The organism is Capnocytophaga granulosa ATCC 51502, from assembly GCF_000411115.1.
GTDB lineage: Bacteria > Bacteroidota > Bacteroidia > Flavobacteriales > Flavobacteriaceae > Capnocytophaga > Capnocytophaga granulosa.
Genome location: NZ_KE150242.1, coordinates 867274 through 889342 on the forward strand (window position 1 = coordinate 867274; position 22069 = coordinate 889342).

General features: G+C 42.0%; 17 protein-coding genes. 9 read left to right on the plus strand and 8 right to left on the minus strand.

Annotated elements, in window-relative coordinates:
- Positions 1–3: 3 nt before the first annotated feature.
- Both ung and dnaK read left to right on the plus strand, forming a co-directional pair.
- Positions 4–672 (plus strand): uracil-DNA glycosylase, encoded by a 669-nt coding sequence (ung, locus tag HMPREF9331_RS03885; protein WP_016419828.1) that lies wholly within the window; start codon positions 4–6, stop codon positions 670–672.
- Positions 673–767: 95 nt separating this feature from the next.
- Entirely contained in the window at positions 768–2675 is a 1908-nt protein-coding gene (dnaK, locus tag HMPREF9331_RS03890) for a molecular chaperone DnaK (RefSeq protein ID WP_009640936.1), read from the plus strand.
- 66 nt (positions 2676–2741) lie between these two features.
- Here dnaK and HMPREF9331_RS03895 read toward each other — a convergent pair whose 3' ends face one another.
- From HMPREF9331_RS03895 to HMPREF9331_RS13195, 3 genes are read right to left on the minus strand one after another with little or no spacing between them, the layout of a single operon-like run.
- The gene (locus HMPREF9331_RS03895) at positions 2742–4061 is read right to left on the minus strand and encodes a 5-methylcytosine restriction system specificity protein McrC (RefSeq protein WP_016419829.1); all 1320 of its coding nucleotides are present in this window, start codon (positions 4059–4061) and stop codon (positions 2742–2744) included.
- Complete coding sequence (locus HMPREF9331_RS13190) at positions 4042–5982, minus strand: McrB family protein (RefSeq protein WP_248641617.1); 1941 nt, start codon at positions 5980–5982, stop codon at positions 4042–4044. The genes HMPREF9331_RS03895 and HMPREF9331_RS13190 overlap by 20 nt, the downstream gene beginning before the upstream one ends.
- Before the next feature lie 52 nt (positions 5983–6034).
- Positions 6035–6385 carry a hypothetical protein gene (locus HMPREF9331_RS13195; protein ID WP_155848671.1) on the minus strand — a complete coding sequence of 117 codons (351 nt, stop codon included), beginning with the start codon at positions 6383–6385 and terminating at the stop codon, positions 6035–6037.
- A gap of 171 nt (positions 6386–6556) precedes the next feature.
- On the opposite strand from HMPREF9331_RS13195, the gene HMPREF9331_RS03905 reads away from it, so the two are divergent.
- Together HMPREF9331_RS03905 and lipB are read left to right on the plus strand one after the other, a co-directional pair.
- Positions 6557–6736, plus strand: a complete 180-nt coding sequence (locus HMPREF9331_RS03905) for a hypothetical protein (protein ID WP_016419832.1) — start codon at positions 6557–6559, stop codon at positions 6734–6736.
- A 131-nt stretch (positions 6737–6867) separates the two neighbouring features.
- Positions 6868–7560: a lipoyl(octanoyl) transferase LipB gene (gene lipB, locus HMPREF9331_RS03910; RefSeq protein WP_016419833.1), complete on the plus strand. Its 693-nt coding sequence runs from the start codon at positions 6868–6870 to the stop codon at positions 7558–7560.
- Positions 7561–7564: 4 nt separating this feature from the next.
- Here lipB and HMPREF9331_RS03915 read toward each other — a convergent pair whose 3' ends face one another.
- Positions 7565–9250 carry a L,D-transpeptidase family protein gene (locus HMPREF9331_RS03915; RefSeq protein WP_016419834.1) on the minus strand — a complete coding sequence of 562 codons (1686 nt, stop codon included), beginning with the start codon at positions 9248–9250 and terminating at the stop codon, positions 7565–7567.
- A 103-nt stretch (positions 9251–9353) separates the two neighbouring features.
- Between HMPREF9331_RS03915 and HMPREF9331_RS03920 the strand changes: the two genes are divergently transcribed.
- A complete protein-coding gene (locus tag HMPREF9331_RS03920) occupies positions 9354–12332 on the plus strand; it encodes a VIT domain-containing protein (RefSeq protein WP_016419835.1) in 2979 nt (992 codons plus the stop codon).
- A gap of 297 nt (positions 12333–12629) precedes the next feature.
- On the plus strand, positions 12630–15578 hold the full coding sequence (locus HMPREF9331_RS03925; RefSeq protein ID WP_016419836.1) for a VIT domain-containing protein: 2949 nt from the start codon (positions 12630–12632) through the stop codon (positions 15576–15578).
- Positions 15579–15666: 88 nt separating this feature from the next.
- Here the strand turns inward: HMPREF9331_RS03925 and HMPREF9331_RS03930 are convergent, their stop codons facing one another.
- Together HMPREF9331_RS03930 and HMPREF9331_RS03935 are read right to left on the minus strand one after the other, a co-directional pair.
- Positions 15667–17208, minus strand: a complete 1542-nt coding sequence (locus HMPREF9331_RS03930; RefSeq protein WP_016419837.1) for a flotillin family protein — start codon at positions 17206–17208, stop codon at positions 15667–15669.
- Between the two features lie 83 nt (positions 17209–17291).
- Positions 17292–17858 carry an NfeD family protein gene (locus tag HMPREF9331_RS03935; protein ID WP_016419838.1) on the minus strand — a complete coding sequence of 189 codons (567 nt, stop codon included), beginning with the start codon at positions 17856–17858 and terminating at the stop codon, positions 17292–17294.
- 156 nt (positions 17859–18014) lie between these two features.
- On the opposite strand from HMPREF9331_RS03935, the gene HMPREF9331_RS03940 reads away from it, so the two are divergent.
- From HMPREF9331_RS03940 to HMPREF9331_RS03950, 3 genes are read left to right on the plus strand one after another with little or no spacing between them, the layout of a single operon-like run.
- Positions 18015–18503, plus strand: a complete 489-nt coding sequence (locus HMPREF9331_RS03940; protein WP_016419839.1) for a cytidine deaminase — start codon at positions 18015–18017, stop codon at positions 18501–18503.
- Between the two features lie 17 nt (positions 18504–18520).
- Positions 18521–20161, plus strand: a complete 1641-nt coding sequence (gene bshC / locus HMPREF9331_RS03945) for a bacillithiol biosynthesis cysteine-adding enzyme BshC (protein ID WP_016419840.1) — start codon at positions 18521–18523, stop codon at positions 20159–20161.
- Positions 20162–20186: 25 nt separating this feature from the next.
- On the plus strand, positions 20187–20885 hold the full coding sequence (locus HMPREF9331_RS03950) for a metal-dependent hydrolase (protein WP_016419841.1): 699 nt from the start codon (positions 20187–20189) through the stop codon (positions 20883–20885).
- Between the two features lie 3 nt (positions 20886–20888).
- On the opposite strand, the gene nadD is transcribed toward HMPREF9331_RS03950, so the two are convergent.
- A complete protein-coding gene (nadD, locus tag HMPREF9331_RS03955; protein WP_016419842.1) occupies positions 20889–21476 on the minus strand; it encodes a nicotinate (nicotinamide) nucleotide adenylyltransferase in 588 nt (195 codons plus the stop codon).
- Positions 21477–21486: 10 nt separating this feature from the next.
- The gene (gene gmk, locus HMPREF9331_RS03960; protein WP_016419843.1) at positions 21487–22053 is read right to left on the minus strand and encodes a guanylate kinase; all 567 of its coding nucleotides are present in this window, start codon (positions 22051–22053) and stop codon (positions 21487–21489) included.
- Between the last annotated feature and the right edge of the window lie 16 nt (positions 22054–22069).

Here is a 22069-nt window from a genome sequence, read left to right on the forward strand (position 1 = left end):
CTTATGAATGTACGCATCAGCCCCTCTTGGAACGCACTGCTGAGCAGTGAGTTCGAAAAACCTTATTTTCAGGCATTGACAGCTTTTGTCAAAAAGGAATATAGTGAACATACATGCTATCCCAAAGGAAAAGAGATTTTTGCAGCCTTTGACAAGTGTCCTGTAGAAGACCTCAAGGTGGTACTCTTAGGCCAAGACCCTTACCATGGAGAAGGTCAGGCCAATGGGCTTTCTTTTTCCGTAAGAGATGGTATTGCTCACCCGCCTTCTTTGGTGAATATATTCAAGGAAATAGAAGAGGACTTGAAGTTGCCCTACCCTGAAAGCGGCAACCTCTCTCGCTGGGCGGAGCAAGGCGTACTACTGTTGAACGCTACCCTTACTGTCCGTGCCAATACGGCAGGTAGTCATCAGGGACAGGGCTGGGAAACTTTCACCGATGCAGTCATCAAGTGTATATCTGACAATTGTCAGCATATCGTTTTCCTTCTTTGGGGCAGTTTTGCCAAAAAGAAAATAGCCTTGATCGATACTCAAAAGCATTGTGTACTTTCCTCTGGACACCCTTCTCCACTGAGTGCTAATCGCGGTTATTGGTTTGGAAATAAACACTTTAGTAAGACCAATGCCTATCTCACCTCTGTAGGTAAGCAGGCTATTGATTGGAAATAACATCTGTCATTTTGTCATGTTTTTGCTTTTGGCACAATCCTTGCCTATTAGTAAAGCGTAAATAACAAAATAAGATAATAAAGATAAATACGATTATGAGTAAGATTATTGGAATAGATTTAGGAACCACGAACTCGTGTGTTTCTGTAATGGAAGGTAATGACCCTGTGGTGATTACCAATGCGGAGGGCAAAAGAACTACCCCCTCCGTGGTTGCCTTCGTAGAAGGTGGCGAAATAAAGGTAGGGGACGCCGCTAAGCGTCAAGCCGTTACCAACCCTAAGAAAACGATTTATTCTATTAAACGTTTCATGGGGAACAAATATTCTGACTTAGGTCAAGAAATAGCACGTGTACCTTATGCCGTGGTACAGGGAGACAACGACACTCCTCGTGTGGATATTGACGGCCGCCTATACTCTCCTCAAGAGATCTCTGCGATGATCCTTCAGAAAATGAAAAAAACCGCTGAAGACTTCTTAGGACAAACAGTAAGCCGTGCGGTAATTACAGTACCTGCTTACTTTAACGATGCGCAACGTCAAGCTACCAAAGAAGCGGGAGAAATCGCAGGCCTTAAGGTAGAGCGTATCATCAACGAACCTACTGCTGCTGCCCTTGCTTACGGGCTTGATAAGCAACACAATGACCATAAGATTGTCGTGTTTGACTTCGGGGGGGGTACCCACGATGTCTCTATCCTCGAACTTGGTGATGGTGTGTTTGAAGTACTTTCTACCGACGGGGATACCCACCTTGGAGGGGACGATGTAGATGAAAAAATCATCAACTGGCTCGCTGAAGAATTTGAAAAAGAAGAAGGTTTAGACTTGCGCAAAGATCCTATGGCGCTACAACGTCTTAAAGAAGCTGCTGAAAAGGCTAAGATTGAGCTTTCCTCTTCTATGCAGACTGAAATCAACTTGCCTTATATCACCGCTACTGCCACCGGACCTAAGCACTTAGTACGTACTCTTACCCGTGCCAAATTCGAACAGCTTATCGAGGACTTAGTACAACGTACTATTGAGCCTTGTAAGAAAGCTCTTGAGAATGCAGGTCTTAGCGTAAGTGATATCAATGAGGTAATCCTCGTAGGGGGTTCTACACGTATCCCTGCCGTACAAGAAGCCGTTGAGAACTTCTTCGGTAAAAAACCAAATAAGAGTGTAAATCCTGACGAAGTAGTAGCCATCGGGGCTGCTATCCAAGGAGGGGTACTCACTGGAGATGTAAAAGACGTATTGCTCCTTGACGTTACACCGCTTTCTCTTGGTATTGAAACCATGGGGGGAGTAATGACTAAGCTCATCGAGGCCAATACTACAATCCCAGCCAAGAAATCTCAGATATTCTCCACCGCAGCTGATAACCAACCAAGTGTGGAAATACATGTGCTACAGGGAGAAAGACCTATGGCTGCGGACAATAAGACGATCGGACGTTTCCACTTGGATGGTATCCCACCCGCACCACGTGGCGTACCTCAGATTGAAGTAACCTTTGACATTGATGCCAATGGTATTATCAATGTTTCAGCTACCGACAAGGGTACAGGTAAGACACACGACATCCGTATCGAGGCTTCTTCTGGACTTACCCAAGAAGAAATCGAAAGAATGAAGCGTGATGCTGAAGCCAATGCCGAAGCCGATAAGAAAGCACAAGAAGTAGCTACCAAAATGAACGAAGCCGATGCACTTATCTTCCAAACTGAAAAACAACTCAAAGAGTTCGGTGATAAGCTCCCTTCTGACAAGAAAGCGGCTATCGAAAGTGCTTTAGAAGAACTCAAATCAGCTTACGAAAGCAAAGATATTGCCACTATCGAAGTTGCTTTAGAGAAAATAAATAATGCTTGGAAGAGTGCTTCTGAGGATATCTACAAAGCACAACAAGGCGGTGGTGCAGGAGCAGGAGCTAACTACTCCGAACCAGGCCCTCAGCCTAACCAAGGCCCTGACAACAACGTCCAAGACGTAGATTTCGAAGAAGTTAAATAGCGGAGAGCCTCCGTAAAATAAATAATAATAGCCCCATCTAATAAGGTGGGGCTGTTATTTTTTTGTTTATGTTGAACTTACGTTAATTAAAGGTATGGAAATACTTAGCTTATAGATATTTCTATATTCAGAGATTTTACTTTTGTTTTCTAGGTTGAATACTCTATTTTCTTCCAATGAAGGATAGATAATTAAGCAATCTATAAGTTCGTTACTGCCTTCTAAGCCAAGTCTTTTATAAACTTTTTCCAAGCGAGCATAACCACTTACTTGTCGAATGTCATCTATCACTCTACTGTCTTCATAAACAGGCTTATACTTAGCATCAATCACCATTTTTTGCGTCGGGGTGTTGAGCAAGAAATCCAATTCGGTATAATCGGCTGTGAGATGATAAGTAACCGCTTCCCTACCGAACTGTTCCTGTAGTTTTACATATACATATAGCTCAAAAAGTTTGGGCATATCTATCCAAAAAGGTGGAATAGCTACTTTTTGTTGGGTAGTTTCAGTGATATTGTAGGAAAAACGCTTAAGAATGTGCTTACCTATCTCTATAGCTTCCTTATATTCCTTGAAAAACGGATTTATAGTAATATTTTTCAGATTTTCTACATTGAACTCTTCTGAAATAAGTTCAAAATATGGGGTACAATAGGTAATCAATTCTTCTATAGCAGCTTCATTTCCCGCAAAAAGAGTAGAATGTGTATTCTTAAAGCTGATAACAAACTGCAATACCTTCTTTAGGAAACGATTCTCTATACTATCCACTCCAAAGGCTTGGTATTGGCATATATGAGAGGTTAGTTTGTTCTTAAAAACATTCTGCTTTAGGTGTTTTCCTATCTGTATTTTACCTTTGATACGGCTACAAAGGTTTTCTTCCTCCTTATAATACGACTTTTTAAGTCCTTTGCGAACAATACGCTTTAGGAGTTGGAGAAACTGTATTACAAGGAAAGGAGTTAGAAAATCTTTTTGCTGTTCTATAGTAATTTGTGGTTCTTTCCAATAGATTTTTATAAGGTCTTTAATGTCATTAGGAGAGGATACCACAATCTCTAAAAGCATTTTCAGATAGTCAATCTCTGCCCATTCTTCTTCAATAGAATCCTCTTCTATCATTTTCTTTTTATTCATCTTTGGCTCTATATACACATATTTTTGATGTTTTACCAGCCATAAGACTCCTATATAATAGCCTGCTTGCAAGCAAATCTCTTCCTCGTTTATGTGACTAATTTCAAAAGGATAAACAGAATTTCCCCATCTATCTTTATTGAGTTCATAAGGTACTCTATAAGGAATTGCCTCAAAGAAATCCTCTTCTACATCATCCTTTTTGATGATATACCTCTTATGTTCAAGCAAGGCTATTTTCATAGACTATTTTTTCTATATTTTGTATTTTTTCCTCCACATTTATCAGTACACCATCTTTTATATATTCAAGCAAAATAGGTTTGATTTCATATTCCCAACGAATAGCAATAGGTGTTTGCTCAGTAATGAAGTAGGAGTGTCCTAACTGTACTTCTTCTTTCCTAAATTCAGGAGATAATGTATTACCCTCGAACAACTTAGAGACTTCTTCATATGATTTTGTCGCAAAATTATCGCCCAATTTATTTGTTAAGTCTTTAGGTAAGACATCCACAAAAGCAAACCTACGACGAATAGCATAATCTATATGACCTACGGAGCGGTCAGCGGTATTCATTGTACCAATGATATAGAGGTTAGCAGGAAGAACAAGAGTATTATCATCATCAATAGCGTACATACTTTGTACAGCCTCTCCACGATATTCCAAGGCATAGATAAGTTCACCGAGTACTGCCGATAGGTTAGCCCTATTGATCTCGTCAATAATAAGGACATAGGGCTTAAGTGGTATTTTATCTGTTATATTGGGGTTATAGAATTCTTTAAACTCATAGTATTTTTCTACAATTCTAATAAAATAAGAAGCGTGTTGTCTAGCTTGCCCTCCTATGTTTGTTAGTTTGGTTACCCCTTGTCTATCTCTTATACCTGAATCAATAATACGTTTAATTTCAGCATAATTCATATTCAAGCCTCTGCTATGAACCTCCCAATTATCACCTTTATATTTAAATCGTTTATCATCAGCATTGAAAATATAAATAGAATCAGTTAAAGGATATTTGTAATCTTCACTTTGGGCTAATTCTTCTTTGATATGTTCGATAAAAGCCTCAAAGATATCCTGTTCTTTTAGTGTTTGTGTATTTTGTTGTGCTTTATTCCAGTTATTAAAAGCCTCTTTTGCAAACGCTCCTAATATTTTATTTTCAGCAGTATATACAATACCGTCACCCTCTTCATTAGGTTTAGCTACAATGCCTCGCACGAAATCCTCATAGGAGTAACTGGGGTGAAACTGAATGAGTTTAAACTGTTCACAACCCTCCAAAGAATCATTTTCCCCTAAGCCTAATAGTTCTCTGGCTATACGCTTAGCCTCACGGGTTTTACCAGTCCCAGGAGGCCCCTGTAGAATAATTTGGTGCTTGTACTTTAGAAGTTTGGTAGTAAGACTGTTCTCTTGTGTTTGTGTATTTTCATTCATAATATTTAGTAAATATTGAGCATATTTGATTCCTTTAATATCAGAATTATAAGTAGTTATATCAGTGAGTGTTTTTCGAGGTAAGGTAAAATCAAGATTCCATTCTCCTTTTTTAAGCCACTTGACCTGACGACAATGTAAAAATTCTTCTCTTTCTTCATCAAAATAGTAATCGGAAGTTACTCTGCCATAGCCTAATAAGGTTTTAGTTCCTTTCTTTACAATAACAATATCTCCTTCATTCATTTTATTACAGAAATCATCAATAGCAGATACATTATTACGTTGGTCTTCTCCTCCTCTATAATTATCTATTAGAGCGTCAAGAATAGATTTTCTATCTGTATAATTTTCTAAATCACCCAATTCGTCCCAGCCAATAGCCATAATTCCCTCGTTATAAAATTCCTGCCATTTAGAAGCTTGTTCACCTGGACTATAGAGCCAATAAAGTTTTGTCGCTTCATCTCCCTTGCTTATATTTTGATATACAATATCCTGTGCTAATAGTAAAGGAAAATCAAAACCTTTAGGAATAAATGTTTTCTCAATAGAAAGTGATATATCATTATTAAGAAAAGTAACTATATGATTAAGTAACTCTATAAAATGATAATATTTTTCTTCTTTTTTAGTAGGAATATCCAAATATTCACATAGTTTCTTATAGACCTCCTTCTTATAGAAAGTATTTTCATCAGGATTCTGCATTGTTAGCAAAAAGGAAAGGGTTCGCTCGTCCAACTGATGATTGAATTTTATTTTATTGAGCTTTTTTTTTCAATTCTTCTATGCTATTTTCTGCAAAATCTTTAGCCCTTTTTAGTTTCGTATAAAAGTCATCAGAACCATAAATTATAAGAAATAAATTTCTTAGCTGTTCAGGAAAATATTTACCTAATGCATCTAAGAAACTAAAAGGATTTTGATATACTAAGTTCCCTCTTTTTCTAAAAGCTTCTTTGAACATTTCATAGAAATCATCAGTATCTATATCCCAATATTGCTGAAAATGTTCTATTGCTTTCCACTTATACACTTCATCTTCGTTGGAAGGATCTTCCTGAAGAAAAATGATATAATGTTGGATAAGTTCTTTTATTTTTTCATCCATAATGCGAAAGTTGTCTCTGTTATGATTATTAAGATAGTATAAATATAAAAACACTGCAAAGATACAACGAATATCTATAATAAACAAAAGTTATTCCAATTCAAATCTTTTTCGTACCTTTGCAAGAGGTAAGAAATAGTAACTTCCATCAATCCAAAAATATTTAAAATTATGAGCAAAATAACCTTACAAGCTGATATACAAAAAGTTGATTTCCCTATTGAGGAGATAATAGGTATTCCTAATACTGTCACTATTAAAGCAATGGAAGAAGCTCAAAAACTTATGAATGATAAGAACACTAAGTTCTTTACTGATTTAAGGGATTTCTTAGATTACTTGAAAAAATAAGACCTTTGGTCTTATAATAATCCGTGTAGATCGCAGTAGCATGATTATACAAACACAGAAAATCTGTGAAATCCGTGGGAGCTTTTTTATTCGAGAAGACTTTTAACAGACATCTACATATATAAACAGAGATGAACAAAAAAATCACCCTCATTGATTGGGAATTAAAAGACTATAAAGAGGCTTGGGAGGCACAAGAAGCCCTCTTTCAGGCTACTATTGATCAAAAAACCGCTAATCGCAATGCGGAGAACCCCTCCCCTACTCCTAATTACTTGATTTTTGTAGAACACCCTCATGTGTTGACCCTCGGCAAAAGCGGTGTGATGGAGCACCTGCTTATGAGCGAGGAATTCCTTAGGGCAAAACATATTTCCTTCTATAAGGTAAACCGCGGAGGAGATATCACCTACCACGGACTGGGGCAGGTAGTGGGTTACCCTATACTGGACTTGGACAACTTCTTCCCTGACATCCATAAGTATCTACGCTCATTGGAAGAGGTCATTATCCTTACCCTTGCCGACTATGGTCTTAAGGGCGAACGTAGTCCTGGGGAAACAGGAGTATGGTTGGACGTGGGCACGCCCAAGGCGCGCAAAATCTGTGCTATGGGGGTGAGAGCTTCCCGCTGGGTAACCATGCATGGCTTCGCGCTCAATGTGAATACGGACTTGAGTTACTTTGGTTATATCGTACCCTGCGGTATCGCTGATAAGGCGGTAACTTCCCTCAAGGCGGAACTGGGCAGAGAGGTACCCATGGAAGAAGTGAAGCAGCGTATCACCACACATTTCTTGGAGGTATTCGCCGCTACACTATGATAAGTTACATCTTCTTATAACGCTCTAAGAGCTTGAGTTGTTCCTTGTCAAACTGATAAGGATCATTGCGAATTACAAGCTGTCCTGCCTCATCTACCCAAGCGGTGAGGTAGGATATATCCACCACAAAGTGTTGCTTAGGATGTACGCGGTACTGGTCTCGGCCTGTCTGCATGGCATCATTGACCTTTTGGTAATTCCACTCCGCGGTATGCTTAAGCAGCTGGTAAGCCAAGCTATCGGGGTATTGTACCCTTACACAGCCATGGCTATAGGTGCGTTGGGTATTGTCAAAGAGTTTTTTGCTGGGGGTATCGTGTAGGTAGATACTCATATCATTGTGGAGGATAAACTTGACCAAGCCCAAGGAGTTATTCGCCGAAGGATTCTCCACAAAAGCCAAATTGCGCTTAAGAGTCTTCTCATCCCTCCAGTTGATTGTGGCTGGGTCTATCTCCTTATTATTCTCATAGAGCTTATACCCGCGCTTAGCATACTTTAGCGAATCCCCACTATCTACTATACGAGGGATCATCTCCTTGCGCACAATACTTATAGGTACCGACCAGGTAGGACGAAACTCTACAAACTTAATACTATCGGAGAAAATGGGAGTTGGTGTATCTGGTCTGCCTACTACTACCTTAGTGGTAAACTTCAGTGAATCCTTATGGTAGAGGTTTAGTCGGTATTCGGGAATATTGATCAATATATAATCCTCTCCCAAGTCCTTATTTTGCCAGCGTAGGCGCTCCATATTAAGCAGTAGCAAGTCACGTTGCTGCGTTGGAGTCATCTGCAAATAGCTCATTGTCAGCGCCCCTGGCACTCCATCGGCTGTAAGCCCTACTTGTCGCTGAAATTGTTTAACGGCCTCTATCAGGAGTGAATCTACCTGGGCAGGGGCTCCCTGTGCCATAGGTTTGTACCCCCTAAGCCCTAGCTGGTTACGCAGGGCTACCACAGTACTATCACTATAGCCCACAGCAAAGCTCTTCAAATCAGCAATAGCAAAAGGCATATAGGAGGTCGTATCCTTAAGCAATTCCTTATACTTCTGTGCCATCGCTTTGTAGAAAGTTTGTTGAGGCTGTAGCGCTTCTATGACAGTGGACAGGCTATCAGTATCTTTGAGCTTCAAGAGCAACTCTACATTGTCAAATATGGGTTTGTTGCGCTTCCATACACGGACATCATCGCCTACCTTAGGGATACGCCCTTGAGTAAGGTGACGGGTAAGCAGCAGAAAGGAGGCCGTAATCTCTCGGTCGGTCGTCTCCAACTGCTTTAAGAACAAGGAATCCTTATGCTGGTAGAGATGCCCCACTAAGGAATCCAACTCATGTTGCCTATAGTTCTGTGGGAAAAAACCATAATCAGTAAGCTCCGTAAGGGTCTTGATATAAGAGGCAAAAAGCGGTGAAGGCTTGTTCTGGTAAAGCCAGCGGGTTTGATAATTATATTTTTTGTAGAAGTCCACCACTTCTCGCTCTATAGCAGGCTTATAGTAGTTGTCCTTAATAGTAACCTTCTTCAAGGAAACTACCGCAGTGTCTTGTAAGAAAAGAGGCTCATAGGGTTCGTTGATCTCTCTACCTGCCATCTCATCCAACAAATCACCATTCTTTCCTTTATCCCTGCAAGCAGCAAAAAGAATGACTACAGAAAGCAGACATATATGTTTTAACATAGGAATTATTTTAGTGTGCAAAGATATATATTTTTTTAAGATTATACTTACTCTTTGGCATATTTTTTGTACTATGAAAGTATTTATTTTATCTTAAAAACATATGAAACAATTTCTATCTTTTATAGCACTTCTTTTTTCTATAGGGAGTGCTACTGCACAGAAAATCATCCTACCTCAGGTAAAGGTAAGCCAAGAGGATAATGCCAAGCCCATGCAACTACAAGACCTTTCGGTGGATATCTTGGTGGTAGGACAGACAGCGGTAACCACAATGGAGATGACTTTCTACAATCCCAATAGCCGCGTGATGGAGGGTGAGTTTGAGTTTCCCCTCTCCGATGGGCAGCAAGTCTCTCGCTTTGCTCTAGATATAGACGGCAAGCTCCGCGAGGGAGTTGTAGTGGATAAGGCCTTGGGGCGCAAAGCCTTTGAGGACATCGTACGCCGTGGGGTAGACCCTGGTTTGCTCGAAAAAACCGAAGGTAACAACTTCCGCGCCCGTGTATATCCTATGCCTCGCAGGGGAACGCGTAGAATCCTCATTGCTTTCGAGCAGGAACTCTCCCAAAAGAACGGACAGGACTTTTACTTCCTACCCATTGCCAATGCCGTTAAGCTCAAGAAGTTCAAAATCCATACCGAGGTAGTTTCTCGCTTTGTCAAAACGGATATCCAGAACTCTCTACAGTTGGACTTTACCCAAAGCCGCAACAGCTATATCAGTGAGGTAGAGCAGACCAACTATACTTTGGACAAAAATATTGCGCTTCTCTTCCCCAAAATAGACAAACCGCAGCTCATTACCGCTACCAACGGGAATGAAAGCTACCTTTATGGAAATATGACATTGGAAAAACAGTCTCTAAGGGAGAAAGAAGCACCCAAAAGCATAGGTATTCTTTGGGACAACTCTCTTTCTAATGAAAAAAGAGACTTTGTCAAGGAATATGCACTATTAGATGCTTATTTTAAGGAGATCAAGAATACAGAAGTAACCCTCACCACTTTCCATATCCGCGCTGCCAAGCCTGTAGCCTTTGAGGTGAAGGACGGCAATTGGCAGGAGTTGCGGGAATATTTGGAAAAACAAGTTTATGATGGGGCAACCGACGGCAATGCTATGGTATTCCCCAAAGGTGCTGGCCAGTACTTACTCTTTTCTGATGGTATTTTCAATTTCGGTGCTAAAGAATTTGATCTGCCATCACTTGTCAAGTCCTTACAAGCTCCCGTGAGTGTAATTAGCTCTCTACAGGTAGCCAACTGGGACAAACTCCAATACTTGGCTGGAGCCACTGGAGGAGCGCTGATCAACCTTACTTCCCAAGCACTCCCTGAAGCGCTCAAGGCCTTGCGCTACCAGTCTTTCCAACTCCTAGGCTATAAAGTAAAGAGTGGAAATGTAACTGCCTTATATCCTCAGAAAGGGGCTTTGGTAGGGGAAAACTTCACTTTTGCGGGCCAACTAAGCTCCGAAGAGGCGACCGTAGTGGTCTCCTTGGGCTACCCTGGCAAGGTCATCGTGGAAAAAGAGCTTACTTTTACCAAAGATAATACCGCAGGTGCGGGAGAGTTTGCCCTTTTGCGTCGTATATGGGCAGAAAAGAAGATTGCACAGCTACAAAGAGAAGGCGCTTTGGCTAAGGATATTGATGCCGTAGGTCGCCAATATGGCATCGTCACCGAGGGTAATTCTCTGATCGTTCTGGAGACCATAGCGGATTATGTGCGTTACCAGATTACCCCTCCCAAGGAGCTTCAAAGGGAATACGAACGCCTTGTCAATAAGGAAAAACAAGACAAGGAAAAAGAAAAGAAAGAACACCTTGACTACGTGGTAAAACTCTCCGAAGTACAAAGCAAATGGTGGAATACCTCCTTCCCTATCGCAGGTACCCAACCTGTCAAGAATACAGCTAATCAATCTTCCAACGAGAGTACCGCTGGTATAAATGCCCGTGCTTACTCCTCCACGCTCGCTATACGTGGTGTTGGCTCTGTTTCTGATAATATTGAGGATCAGGCCGAGTTGGCTGAAGCAATGGTGGTAGTCGGCTATAGTCGCTCTTCCAGAAAAGAAAGACGACAGAACAAAAAAGCGGCTAAAGAAACTGCGCAAGTTCTTAATGATGAAGAGCAAAGCGAGGCAGAAGATCGTAGTGGTGAGCTTTCTAATACCTCCAAAATAGCCCTCAATGACTATAATCCTGATACGCCCTACCTAAAGGTGATGGAATATGCCGACCCAGCCAAAGCGGTAGAGACTTATTACAAACTCAAAAAGGAATATGGACAAACGCCCTCTTTCTATGTAGATGTGGCTGATTATTTCTTTAAAAAAGGAGATGCTCAGCAGGCCATATTGGTGGTGTCCAACTTGGCCGAACTGAGCTTAGAGGATGCCCAGCTGCTCCGCGTATTGGCTTACAAACTCAGTGCTTACAAGGCCTACCCAGAGGCGGTAGCCATTAGCCGCAAGGTGGTGGCTATCCGTGAGGAAGAACCCCAATCTTATCGTGATTTGGGATTGGCCTTGGCCCAAGCTGGGGAATATCAGCTGGCAATAGAGACCCTCTACAAGGTGGTGGAACGCCCTTGGGATCAGCGCTTTAGAGAGGTACAGCTAATCGCCATGAACGAAATCAACAATATCGTAAATACCCAAAAGGGCCTCCGCACTTCCTTTATTGACAAGCGTTTGCTCAAAAAAGAACCCGTGGATATCCGCGTAGTGCTCACTTGGGATACCGACAACTCCGATATGGACTTGTGGGTTACCGACCCCGAAGAAGAAAGATGTTTCTATGGACACAGGCAGACCTACTTAGGCGGTATCATAAGCCAAGATGTAACCGGCGGCTATGGCCCTGAGGAGTTTATGCTCAAGAAAGCGCCCAAGGGTAATTACAAAATAGAGGTAAATTACTACGGTAATCGCTCCCAAAAGCAGCTGCTACCCGTAAGCCTTCGCATCACTTTCTTTACTCACTATGGCACCCCTCAGGAGAAAAAACAAGAGACTACTGTACGCCTCTCTAACCAAAGAGAAGTCATAGAAGTGGGAAGCTTTGAGTTTTAGTAGGGGCAAGTAGTAATTTGTCCTTAAAATAACGTGAGTTCGATATAACGAAAGCTCCCACAGATTTTCACGGATTTCACAGATTTTCTATGTTTGTGTAATAGTGCTGTTGCGATTTACACAGATTTTTATAAGGCCAAAGGCCTTATTTATCCGTGGAAATTAAGGAGTTATACTTAGTTGTTGCATCATTCTCTCCGTGAAAATCCGTGGAATCTGTGGGAGAAAAATATAATTTTGCTTACGTCGAACTCGCATTAAAATAATGACCATTCGTCTAAAATAAACAATAGATTTATGAAACCTTTAATAACCTCCATAGCCTTCCTTGCTTCAGTAGGAGGTGCTATGGCTCAAAAAACTGTCCTGCCCGAAGTGAAGGTCAGGAGTCAGTACAATGCCAACCCCATGCAATTACAAGAGCTCTCCATGGATATATTGGTCATGGGACAAACGGCCGTAACTACTATGGAAATGACCTTCTACAACCCCAATGATAGGGTGATGGAAGGCGAGTTTGAGTTTCCCCTATCCAATGGCCAAGAGGTCTCTCGCTTTGCCTTAGATATCGACGGTAAGCTCCGCGAGGGGGTAGTCGTGGATAAGGCCTTAGGGCGCCAAGCCTTTGAGGATATCGCACGGCGCAATGTAGACCCTGGGCTTTTGGAAAAAACCGAAGGTAACAACTTCCGCGCTCGTGTATATCCTATGCCTGCCCAAGGCGTACGTAGAATCCTCATTGCCTTCGAGCAAGAACTCTCCCAAAGGGACGGACGAGACTTCTATTTCCTACCCATCGCCTCTGGAGTGAAGCTCAAGCACTTTAAGCTACGTACCGAAGTGGTTTCGCGCAAGGTTAAAGCGGATATAGAAAATACGCTACAACTCAATTTCGGGCAAAGCCGCAACAGCTATATCAGTGAGGTCAAGAAAGACAACTATACCTTGGACAAAAATATAGGGCTGACCTTCCCTAAAATAGACAAACCTCAATTGCTAACCGCCTCCAAAGGAACGGATAGCTACCTCTATGGGAATATAGCCTTGGAAAAGCAATCGCTGAGGGAAAAAGAAAAACCCAAGCGCATAGGTATCCTATGGGATTGCTCTTCTTCCAGCCAGAAAAGAGACTTTGCCAAGGAATTTGCCCTTTTAGATGCTTATTTTAAGGAAATAAAGGAGGTAAAGGTAGCCCTTACTACCTTTCATATCCGTTCCTCTCCAGCAATCCCCTTCAAAGTGGAAAACGGCAATTGGCAGGAACTGCGACAATACTTAGAAAAACTAATATATGACGGGGCAACAGACCCTCAAGCGATGCTATTCCCTCAAGAAAGTGATGAATACTTCCTCTTCTCCGATGGTATCTTTAACTTTAGGGATAAGAATTTTGACTTTACGCGGCTCATTGGGCAGCTACATGCCCCTGTCAATGTAGTTAGCTCCCAACTAGTAGCCAATATGGACAAGCTACAATACTTGTCAGGAGCTACTGGAGGTAGTTTTATCAATCTCAATACCCAAGAGGTTTCTGAGGCGGTGAAAGCATTGCAATATCAAGCCTTCCAAGTATTGGATTATAAGGTAAAAAAGGGAAATGTAGTGAACTTATATCCTCAAAAAGGTACTTTAGTAGGGGAAAATTTTACTTTTTCAGGTTATCTAAATAGTGAAGATGCTACTTTGGTTGTATCTTTAGGCTATCCAAACAAGGTCATCGTAGAAAAAGAACTCACCTTTAGTAAAAACACAGCTGCAAGCGATGAGGAATTTGCTCTTTTGCGCCGCGTATGGGCAGAAAAGAAGATTGCACAACTCAGACGAGAGGGGGCTGAAAGCAAAGCCATTGATGTGGTAGGTCGCCGTTATGGTATCGTAACCGAGGGCAACTCCCTAATCGTACTGGAGACAGCTGAAGATTATGTTCGTTATCAGATTACCCCACCCAAGGAACTCGAACAGGAATATAACAAACTCTCTTCCGAAATAAACTCTGAAAAAATGGAAGAGCAGAAGCAGGCCTTGGAACGTGTAATCAGCCAATCCAAAGAGCAAACTTCGTGGTGGCAAACTTCCTATCCTATCAAGAAAAAGAATACTAAAAAAAATAAGGAATACGGAACACCGCCTCCTCCCCCTCCTGCTATGATGGTACATGCAGAAGAAATAGCGGAGTACAACAATGCTGCTGAAATGCTTAGGTATGATGCCAGTGATGATAATGCTAAGATGGCTGATATGGGTACTGCTGGATATGATATAATTGCAGACAATAGTGCTCAACAAATGGAAATGGAACTGGCTGAACCTGCCGCTGAATCCTTAGGGTACAATCCTCCCCAAGCCAGAATTGTGCTCAATGCTTACGATCCTGATACACCTTACCTCAAGGTCATGGAATACACCGATCCTGCCAAAGCCATAGAGACTTACCATAAGCTCAAAAAGGAATACGGACAAACACCCTCTTTCTATGTAGATGTAGCGGATTACTTCTTCAAGAGAGGAGACCTTGCACAGGCAGTATTGGTAGTGTCCAACTTGGCCGAACTGAACTTGGAGGACGCTCAACTGCTCCGTGTATTGGGTTACAAACTCAGCAGTTACAAGGCTTACAAGGAAGCCATAGAAGTATTCCGAAAGGTAGTGGCTATCCGAGAGGAAGAACCCCAGTCCTATCGTGATTTAGGTTTGGCCTTAGCCGAAGATAAGCAGTACCAAGAAGCTGTAGAAACACTTTACAAAGTGGTAAAAAACGCTTGGGACGATCGCTTTGGTGATGTACAATTGGTTACCATGAACGACATTAATAGCCTCGTGGCGCGTCATAATGGAATCAAAACAAACTTTATGGACAAGCGCCTGCTCAAGTCAGAACCTGTAGATATACGTGTGGTACTCTCTTGGGATACCGACAACTGTGATATGGACTTATGGGTGACTGACCCCACTGATGAGAAGTGTTTTTTCGATAACAAACTTACCTACCTTGGCGGAAAAATCTCTAAAGATGTCACCCAAGGCTATGGGCCAGAGGAGTTTATGCTCAAGAAAGCACCCAAAGGTTCTTACAAAATAGAGGCAGATTACTTTGGTACTCGCTCTCAAAAGCAACTCATGCCTGTAACCCTCCGTATTACCTTCTATACGCATTTCGGTACCGATAAGGAGCAAAAACAAGAAACTACTGTAAGGCTTACCAATGAAGAGGACTTAATAGAAGTGGGAAGTTTTGAATTTAAGTGAAAAGAGAAAAGTGAAGAGTGAAAAACGTTTTTTCACTCTTCACTTTTCTCTTTTCACTCTTCACTTTTCACTCTTCACTTTTCATTCTTCACTCTTCACTTTTCACTTCCTCTTGAGGGGGTTCATTTGCTTTCGTCAAATAAGTAGGCAGATTAAGCCCTGCCATATTAAAGAGGTCGTTGAGCGGGGGTACGGTCTTCATCATACCAGAGACAAAGTTGGCTGTAGAGGTGTTACCATTTTCGCCTTGACCTGACTCCCATACGGTAATCTTATCAATCTTGATGTTCTTAACCGCTTCCACTTGTGTTTTCACCAGTTCAGGAAGTTTTTCTATAAGGAGCAATTGGAACGCTTTGGTAGGATCGCCTCCTGCGGCGCTGACCACATCTTTGTACCCTTGTGCTTGCTTGGTAAGGATTTCAAAGAGACCCTTAGCTTCGGCTTCCATTTTCGCATAGATGGCGTCGGCCTCCCCTTTGGCATTCTCACGCAAGCGGTCTGCTTCGGCTTGGGCTTCTATGATGACACGTTGTTTGGCTATTTCGGCAGGGACAATGATGTTGGCCTGTTGGGTAGCACGCTCCCTTTCAGCACGAGCCGATTCGGCTTTTTCCTCAGCAGAGTAGGCTTCTTCCAAGGCTTTGGCTTGTTGTACCTTCTCAGCTGAAATAGCAATACGCAAGGATTCGGCTTCTTTTTCCCTACGAAGGGCATCAGAGTTGGCAATCTCTATCTTAGCCTCATTCTCTCCCTTGATAGCGGAGGCATTGGCTTCGGAGATCTTGATACGGCTATCACGGTCAGCTTCGGCTTTCCCGATAGACTCGTCTTTCTTAGCCTCGGCAATACCCACGGTCTCGTCCTTTTTAGCTTGGGCGATACTGATTTCTTTATTCTTTTGAGTAATCGCAATTTTCACATCACGATCGCGCTGTGTTTCAGCGATTTGTGTATCACGTTCTCTATCGGCGAGGGCTTTACCTGTCTCCCCTATTTTTTCTTGTTCGGCTACACTAATCTTGGCTTCGTTGATAGCCTTAGCAGCGGCCTCCTTACCAAGGGCTTCTATATAACCTGATTCGTCCTTGATATCCGTTACGTTAACGTTGATGAGTTTCAAACCGATTTTCTTGAGTTCACTATCCACATTCTTAGAGATATTATCAAGGAACTTATCTCGGTCGGAGTTAATCTCCTCGATAGTCATGGTAGCAATCACCAAACGAAGTTGACCGAAAAGAATATCCTTGGCAAGCTCTTGGATTTGCTCTGGAGAGAGTCCCAAGAGGCGCTCGGCGGCCGCGTTCATATTCTCTGGTTCAGTGGAGATGGCTATGGTAAAGCGACAAGGCACATCCACTCGGATATTCTGGCGGCTCAGTGCATTGTAGAGGTTAGCCTCAATGGAAAGCGGACGCAAATCCAAGTAAGCAAAATCCTGAATCACAGGCCACACGAAGGCACCGCCCCCATGGATACAGCGTGCGGAAGAACCTCCTGTACGCCCATAAATAACTAATATCTTGTCCGAAGGACAACGCTTGTAACGCGCCGTAAGCGACATGATGGTTACAAACAATACGACTGCAAATACGGCAATCAAACTAATGGGTGATGAAAAATCCATTCTATTAATTATTAATTGTTAATTCTTAATTGTTAACTCAAATACCAGCCACTGACCTCTGAGCACTAACGTCTGACCACTGACTATTGTACCCTCTTGACAAAGAGTACTTGGTCTTGTACTTTTACGATTCTTACTATAGTATTGGAGGGGATTTTTTCCTCTTCGGTCATGGCATCCAGCTCACGAAGAGAACCTCTTACACTTAGGGTTACTTTCCCTGTCCCTGATAAGTACTGAGGAATAGGAATGTATACCTGTGCCGTTTTGCCCAGGGTCTCCTCTATCTTGAAGGAGTTATCCTCGGCCAACTTCATTAGGGCTTGTACTGTAATGAAAAAGATATATACAAACAGACACCCTACAAGAACTGCAAAGATAATCAGGGTGATCTTATTGGCTATCAACTCATAAAAAGAAATGCCTGTCCAGCTGAATCCCAATAGGAAATTCACCAAATTGCGCAGAGAAAAGAGCTGAAAGGGCGCATCATTACCTGAGAAATCTCCATCAAAATCAGCCGCTAACCCATCGGAAGCATTCGCCCCTACAAAGGTCATCACTGTTTGAATAACAAAAATAATAGATACAGGAATCGCTATAAACCAAAATCCTTGTAAGTAAGTATCCATTGAACTAAAAAATTCCATAATACAACTATTAAATCGGCAACAAATGTACAAAAAACTTTCGTTTTGCTAAATTTATTTAGCTTTTTTTTAATTCTGATAAAGAAAAAAGAATTTCACTTTTTCGTAGGATTTTACTTATTTTTTTTCTACCTTTGCTCTCTTAATAGGCTGCTTATGAACGAACATCTCTACCAATTCAAATACAAAACTCTCAAACTGAGCGAACTCAATGAGCAGGATAAAACACTCGTTTTCAGCGCTATGAAAAGTAGAGAGCAAGCCTATGCCCCTTATTCGTCCTTCTGGGTAGGGGCGGCGCTGCTGCTAAGCAATGGAGTGGTTATCACTGGAAACAATCAGGAGAATGCTGCCTATCCCTCTGGCTTATGTGCCGAACGCACTGCGCTTTTTTATGCCAAGGCCAACTATCCACAGGAGAAAATCCTCAAGATAGCCATCTGTGGAGATGATGCCAAGACGCCCCAAGGGGAAATCACCACTCCTTGTGGTAACTGTAGACAGGCGCTCTTGGAATACGAGTGTACCCAAGACAGCCCCATTGTGGTACTTTGCGCCAGCACCCAAGGAAACATCTTGGAAATAGGCTCCATAAAAGACTTATTGCCTTTTTGTTTTGAACTTTTGTATAAGGAGACTGATTAATAATTTCAAATAATTTTATGATTGACTATATTCCTTTTAAAGAAACAGGGTATTTTTCTGAGTTTATCACCGATTATCTCGCTCAGAAGGCAGAATTGCGCTGTCTATACCATCGTTTTCCCTTGGCCACCAATTTTCCAGCCCAGATAAAGGAAAAACAAGCCCACTACTCGGCTGAAAATAGGAATACCCTAGCCGAAGCATTAGAAAAACAATACAAAAACCTATCTATTTCTAAGAAAACCTATCATAATATAGAGGCTATACGTCAGGAAAACACCTTTACGGTTACCACAGGCCACCAGTTGAGCCTCTTTACAGGCCCTCTATATTTCATCTACAAAATTGTTACCACTATTGTAAGCTGTGAGCAGCTCAAAAAGTTGTACCCACAATACAACTTTGTCCCTATCTACTGGATGGCAACAGAAGACCATGATTTTGAGGAGATTAACCACTTTAGTTTTCGTGAACAAAAACTCTCTTGGCATTCAGAACAAGGGGGTATGGTAGGTGATTTCTCCACCGATGGGCTGGAGCGCATCACTAAGATTCTCAGAGTGCTCCTAGGTAAGAGCCACCAAGGACAATACTTGGCCTCCCTCTTTGAAAGAGCCTATGAGCAACACCCTACCCTATCGAGTGCTACCCGATACTTGGTCAATGAACTCTTTACCTTGTATGGCTTGGTGATTATTGATGCCAATGATAAGCGCCTCAAGGAATTATTTGTTCCTCACTTCAGGCAAGAGCTTTTACAGAACGATGCCCACAAGGAAGTGGAAAAGACCCTTGCTTATATCAAGAGTGTCAATAAGAATTACCCCGAACAGGTACACCCTCGTGAGATTAATATCTTCTATGTCAAGGACGGTATACGGGAGCGCATCGTAAAGGATTCCGAGGGCTATGCAGTGCTTAATACCTCTATCCGATTCACAGAGGAGGAAATCCTACGACACTTAGAGTGTTTCCCCGAATACTTCTCGCCCAATGTAATCCTACGCCCCCTCTATCAAGAGGTGATTCTGCCTAACTTGGCCTATGTAGGCGGCGGAGGGGAAATCGCTTACTGGCTAGAACTCAAGGATATGTTTGCCCTTCACAAGGCGCCTTTCCCTATGCTCATGCTGCGCAACTCGGTGCTGCTCATCAGTGAGACCCAAGAGAAGAAACTGCACAAGCTGGGACTTACTCATCATGATATTTTCTTAAAAAACAATGTCTTAGAGAACAAAATTACTCAAAGACTCTCCGAATACCCTATTGATTTCACTCCACAGCGACAGTGCCTTGAGGAGCATTTTGCCCATCTGTACCAGATAGCTGCCCATACCGACAAATCCTTCCTTGGCGCCGTCAAAGCCCAAGAAGCCAAGCAACTCAAAGGATTGGCCAACTTAGAAAAGCGCTTGCTCAAGGCGCAGAAAAAGAAATACCGAGAGACTCTTGATAGAGTAATTGACCTACGGGTGAGTCTTTTCCCAAAAGAATCCTTACAGGAGCGTGTGGACAACTTCAGTGAGTATATGATTGAGAGTCAAGGAAAGTTCATAGATACCTTAGTTACACACCTCAGTCCTTTTGACTTCCGCTTTGTTGTCCTCTCCTATGAAAGTGGAGCAAGCAAAGAGGATTGTATAGAATATTTTATATAGAAGAAAACACTAAATTACTAAAAATATGAAAGTTACTTATTTAGGACACGCCTGTGTCAATATTGAGATAGAAGGAGCACACTTTCTTGTGGATCCATTTATCAGTGCCAATCCGCTTGCTCAGCATATCAATATCAATGATATAGAGGCTACTTATATCCTACTAACCCACGCCCATGGCGACCATATTCTTGATGCAGAAGCCATTGCCAAGCGTACAGGCGCCTCTCTGATTACCAACCCTGAAATACTTGCCCACTATCGTGCTTTGGGAATTGACGGACATGATATGAATATAGGAGGTTCCCATCGTTTCTTGGACGGAAAGGTGAAGATCAAGATGATCAAGGCCGTACACTCCTCTTCCTTCCCCGATGGTAGTTATGGAGGCAATCCAGCTGGCTTTTTGATCAATTACAATGATAAAACTATCTATGTATCTGGTGATACTGCCCTTACTATGGATATGAAGATTATCCCTCATCAGTACAAAGTGGATTTGGGCATCTTCCCTATAGGTAACAACTATACTATGGGCGTGAGAGATGCTCTTACTGCTGCCAAATTTGTAGAAACCGATAATGTATTAGGCGTACACTATGATACCTTTGAGGTGATAAAAATTGACAAAGAAGCCTCCAAACGCAAATTCAGTGATGCTCATAAGCGATTGCATCTGTTAGAGATTGGTGCTACTTTGGATATAGATGACTTGATAAAGTAGTAATTATTTATAAAAACCCCATTTGTCTATATAGGACCATACCTGAGGAGGAAGCATAGGTCTTACATCTTTGCCTTGTGCTATATCCTCTCGTATAGCGGTAGCCGATAGCTCTATAATTGGGGTTTTTATATATACTATATGCTCATGACCCTGTAAAGCGTCAAGCACCTTTCCCTCGCTCAAGCGAGGATATACATAGATGAGGTAACGACTGAGTATCACCTGGTAGTTTTTCCATTTGTGAAAGGATTTTAGGTTGTCCTCCCCCATGATGAGCGAAAAACTATGTTGTGGATACTTCTCTTCCAAATGAATAAGTGTATCAATCGTATAATTGGGCTGTGGCAGATGAAATTCTATATCACAAGGCTTGAGCTTATCATACTCCTTAAGCGAGAGTGCCACCATCTCCAAGCGTGAAGCATTATCCAGCAAGGATTTTTTGTCCTTAAAAGGATTCTGAGGGGTAACCACCAGCCATATTTCATCTAAATCGCTATGCTCGGCCAAATAATTAGCCAAGATCAGGTGACCTATATGAATAGGATTGAAGGAACCAAAATAAAGACCTATATTCTTGGGTTGCATATATACCTTTTTACCAATAATTTAAGAAAGTACGAATCAGTTGTGCTACTTCCTCTACGCACACTTGCAAATTGTCATTGACAACAATCTTATCAAAATAAACGGCCTGCTCTATCTCATAAGCAGCCTTATCTATACGCATGGCAATCTTCTCAGGCGTATCGGTTTGCCTATGTTCTAAACGCTTTTTAAGCTCTTCCAAGGAGGGCGGTTGTAGGAAGATAGCAAGCGCCTTATCCCCAAAGTGTTTCTTGAGGTTAATCCCCCCGAAGACGTCCAAATCAAAGACAATGTTCTTACCCATGGCCGAGAGTCGTTCTATCTCGCTCGCATAAGTCCCATAGTAGTTTCCTGCATATACCTCTTGCCATTCTATAAAGGCTTGTTGCTTTATTTTTTCTTGGAATCTTTCAGCTGTAACGAAATAATACTCCACCCCATCGCGCTCACTGCCTCTGGGGGCACGTGAGGTAGTGGAGATAGAAAAAGCCAAATTCAGGTCTGTTTGCTTGAGTAATTCCCTGATTACACTGGACTTACCTGTACCCGAAGGAGCTGAGAAAATAATTATTTTCATAATAATAACCCTATAA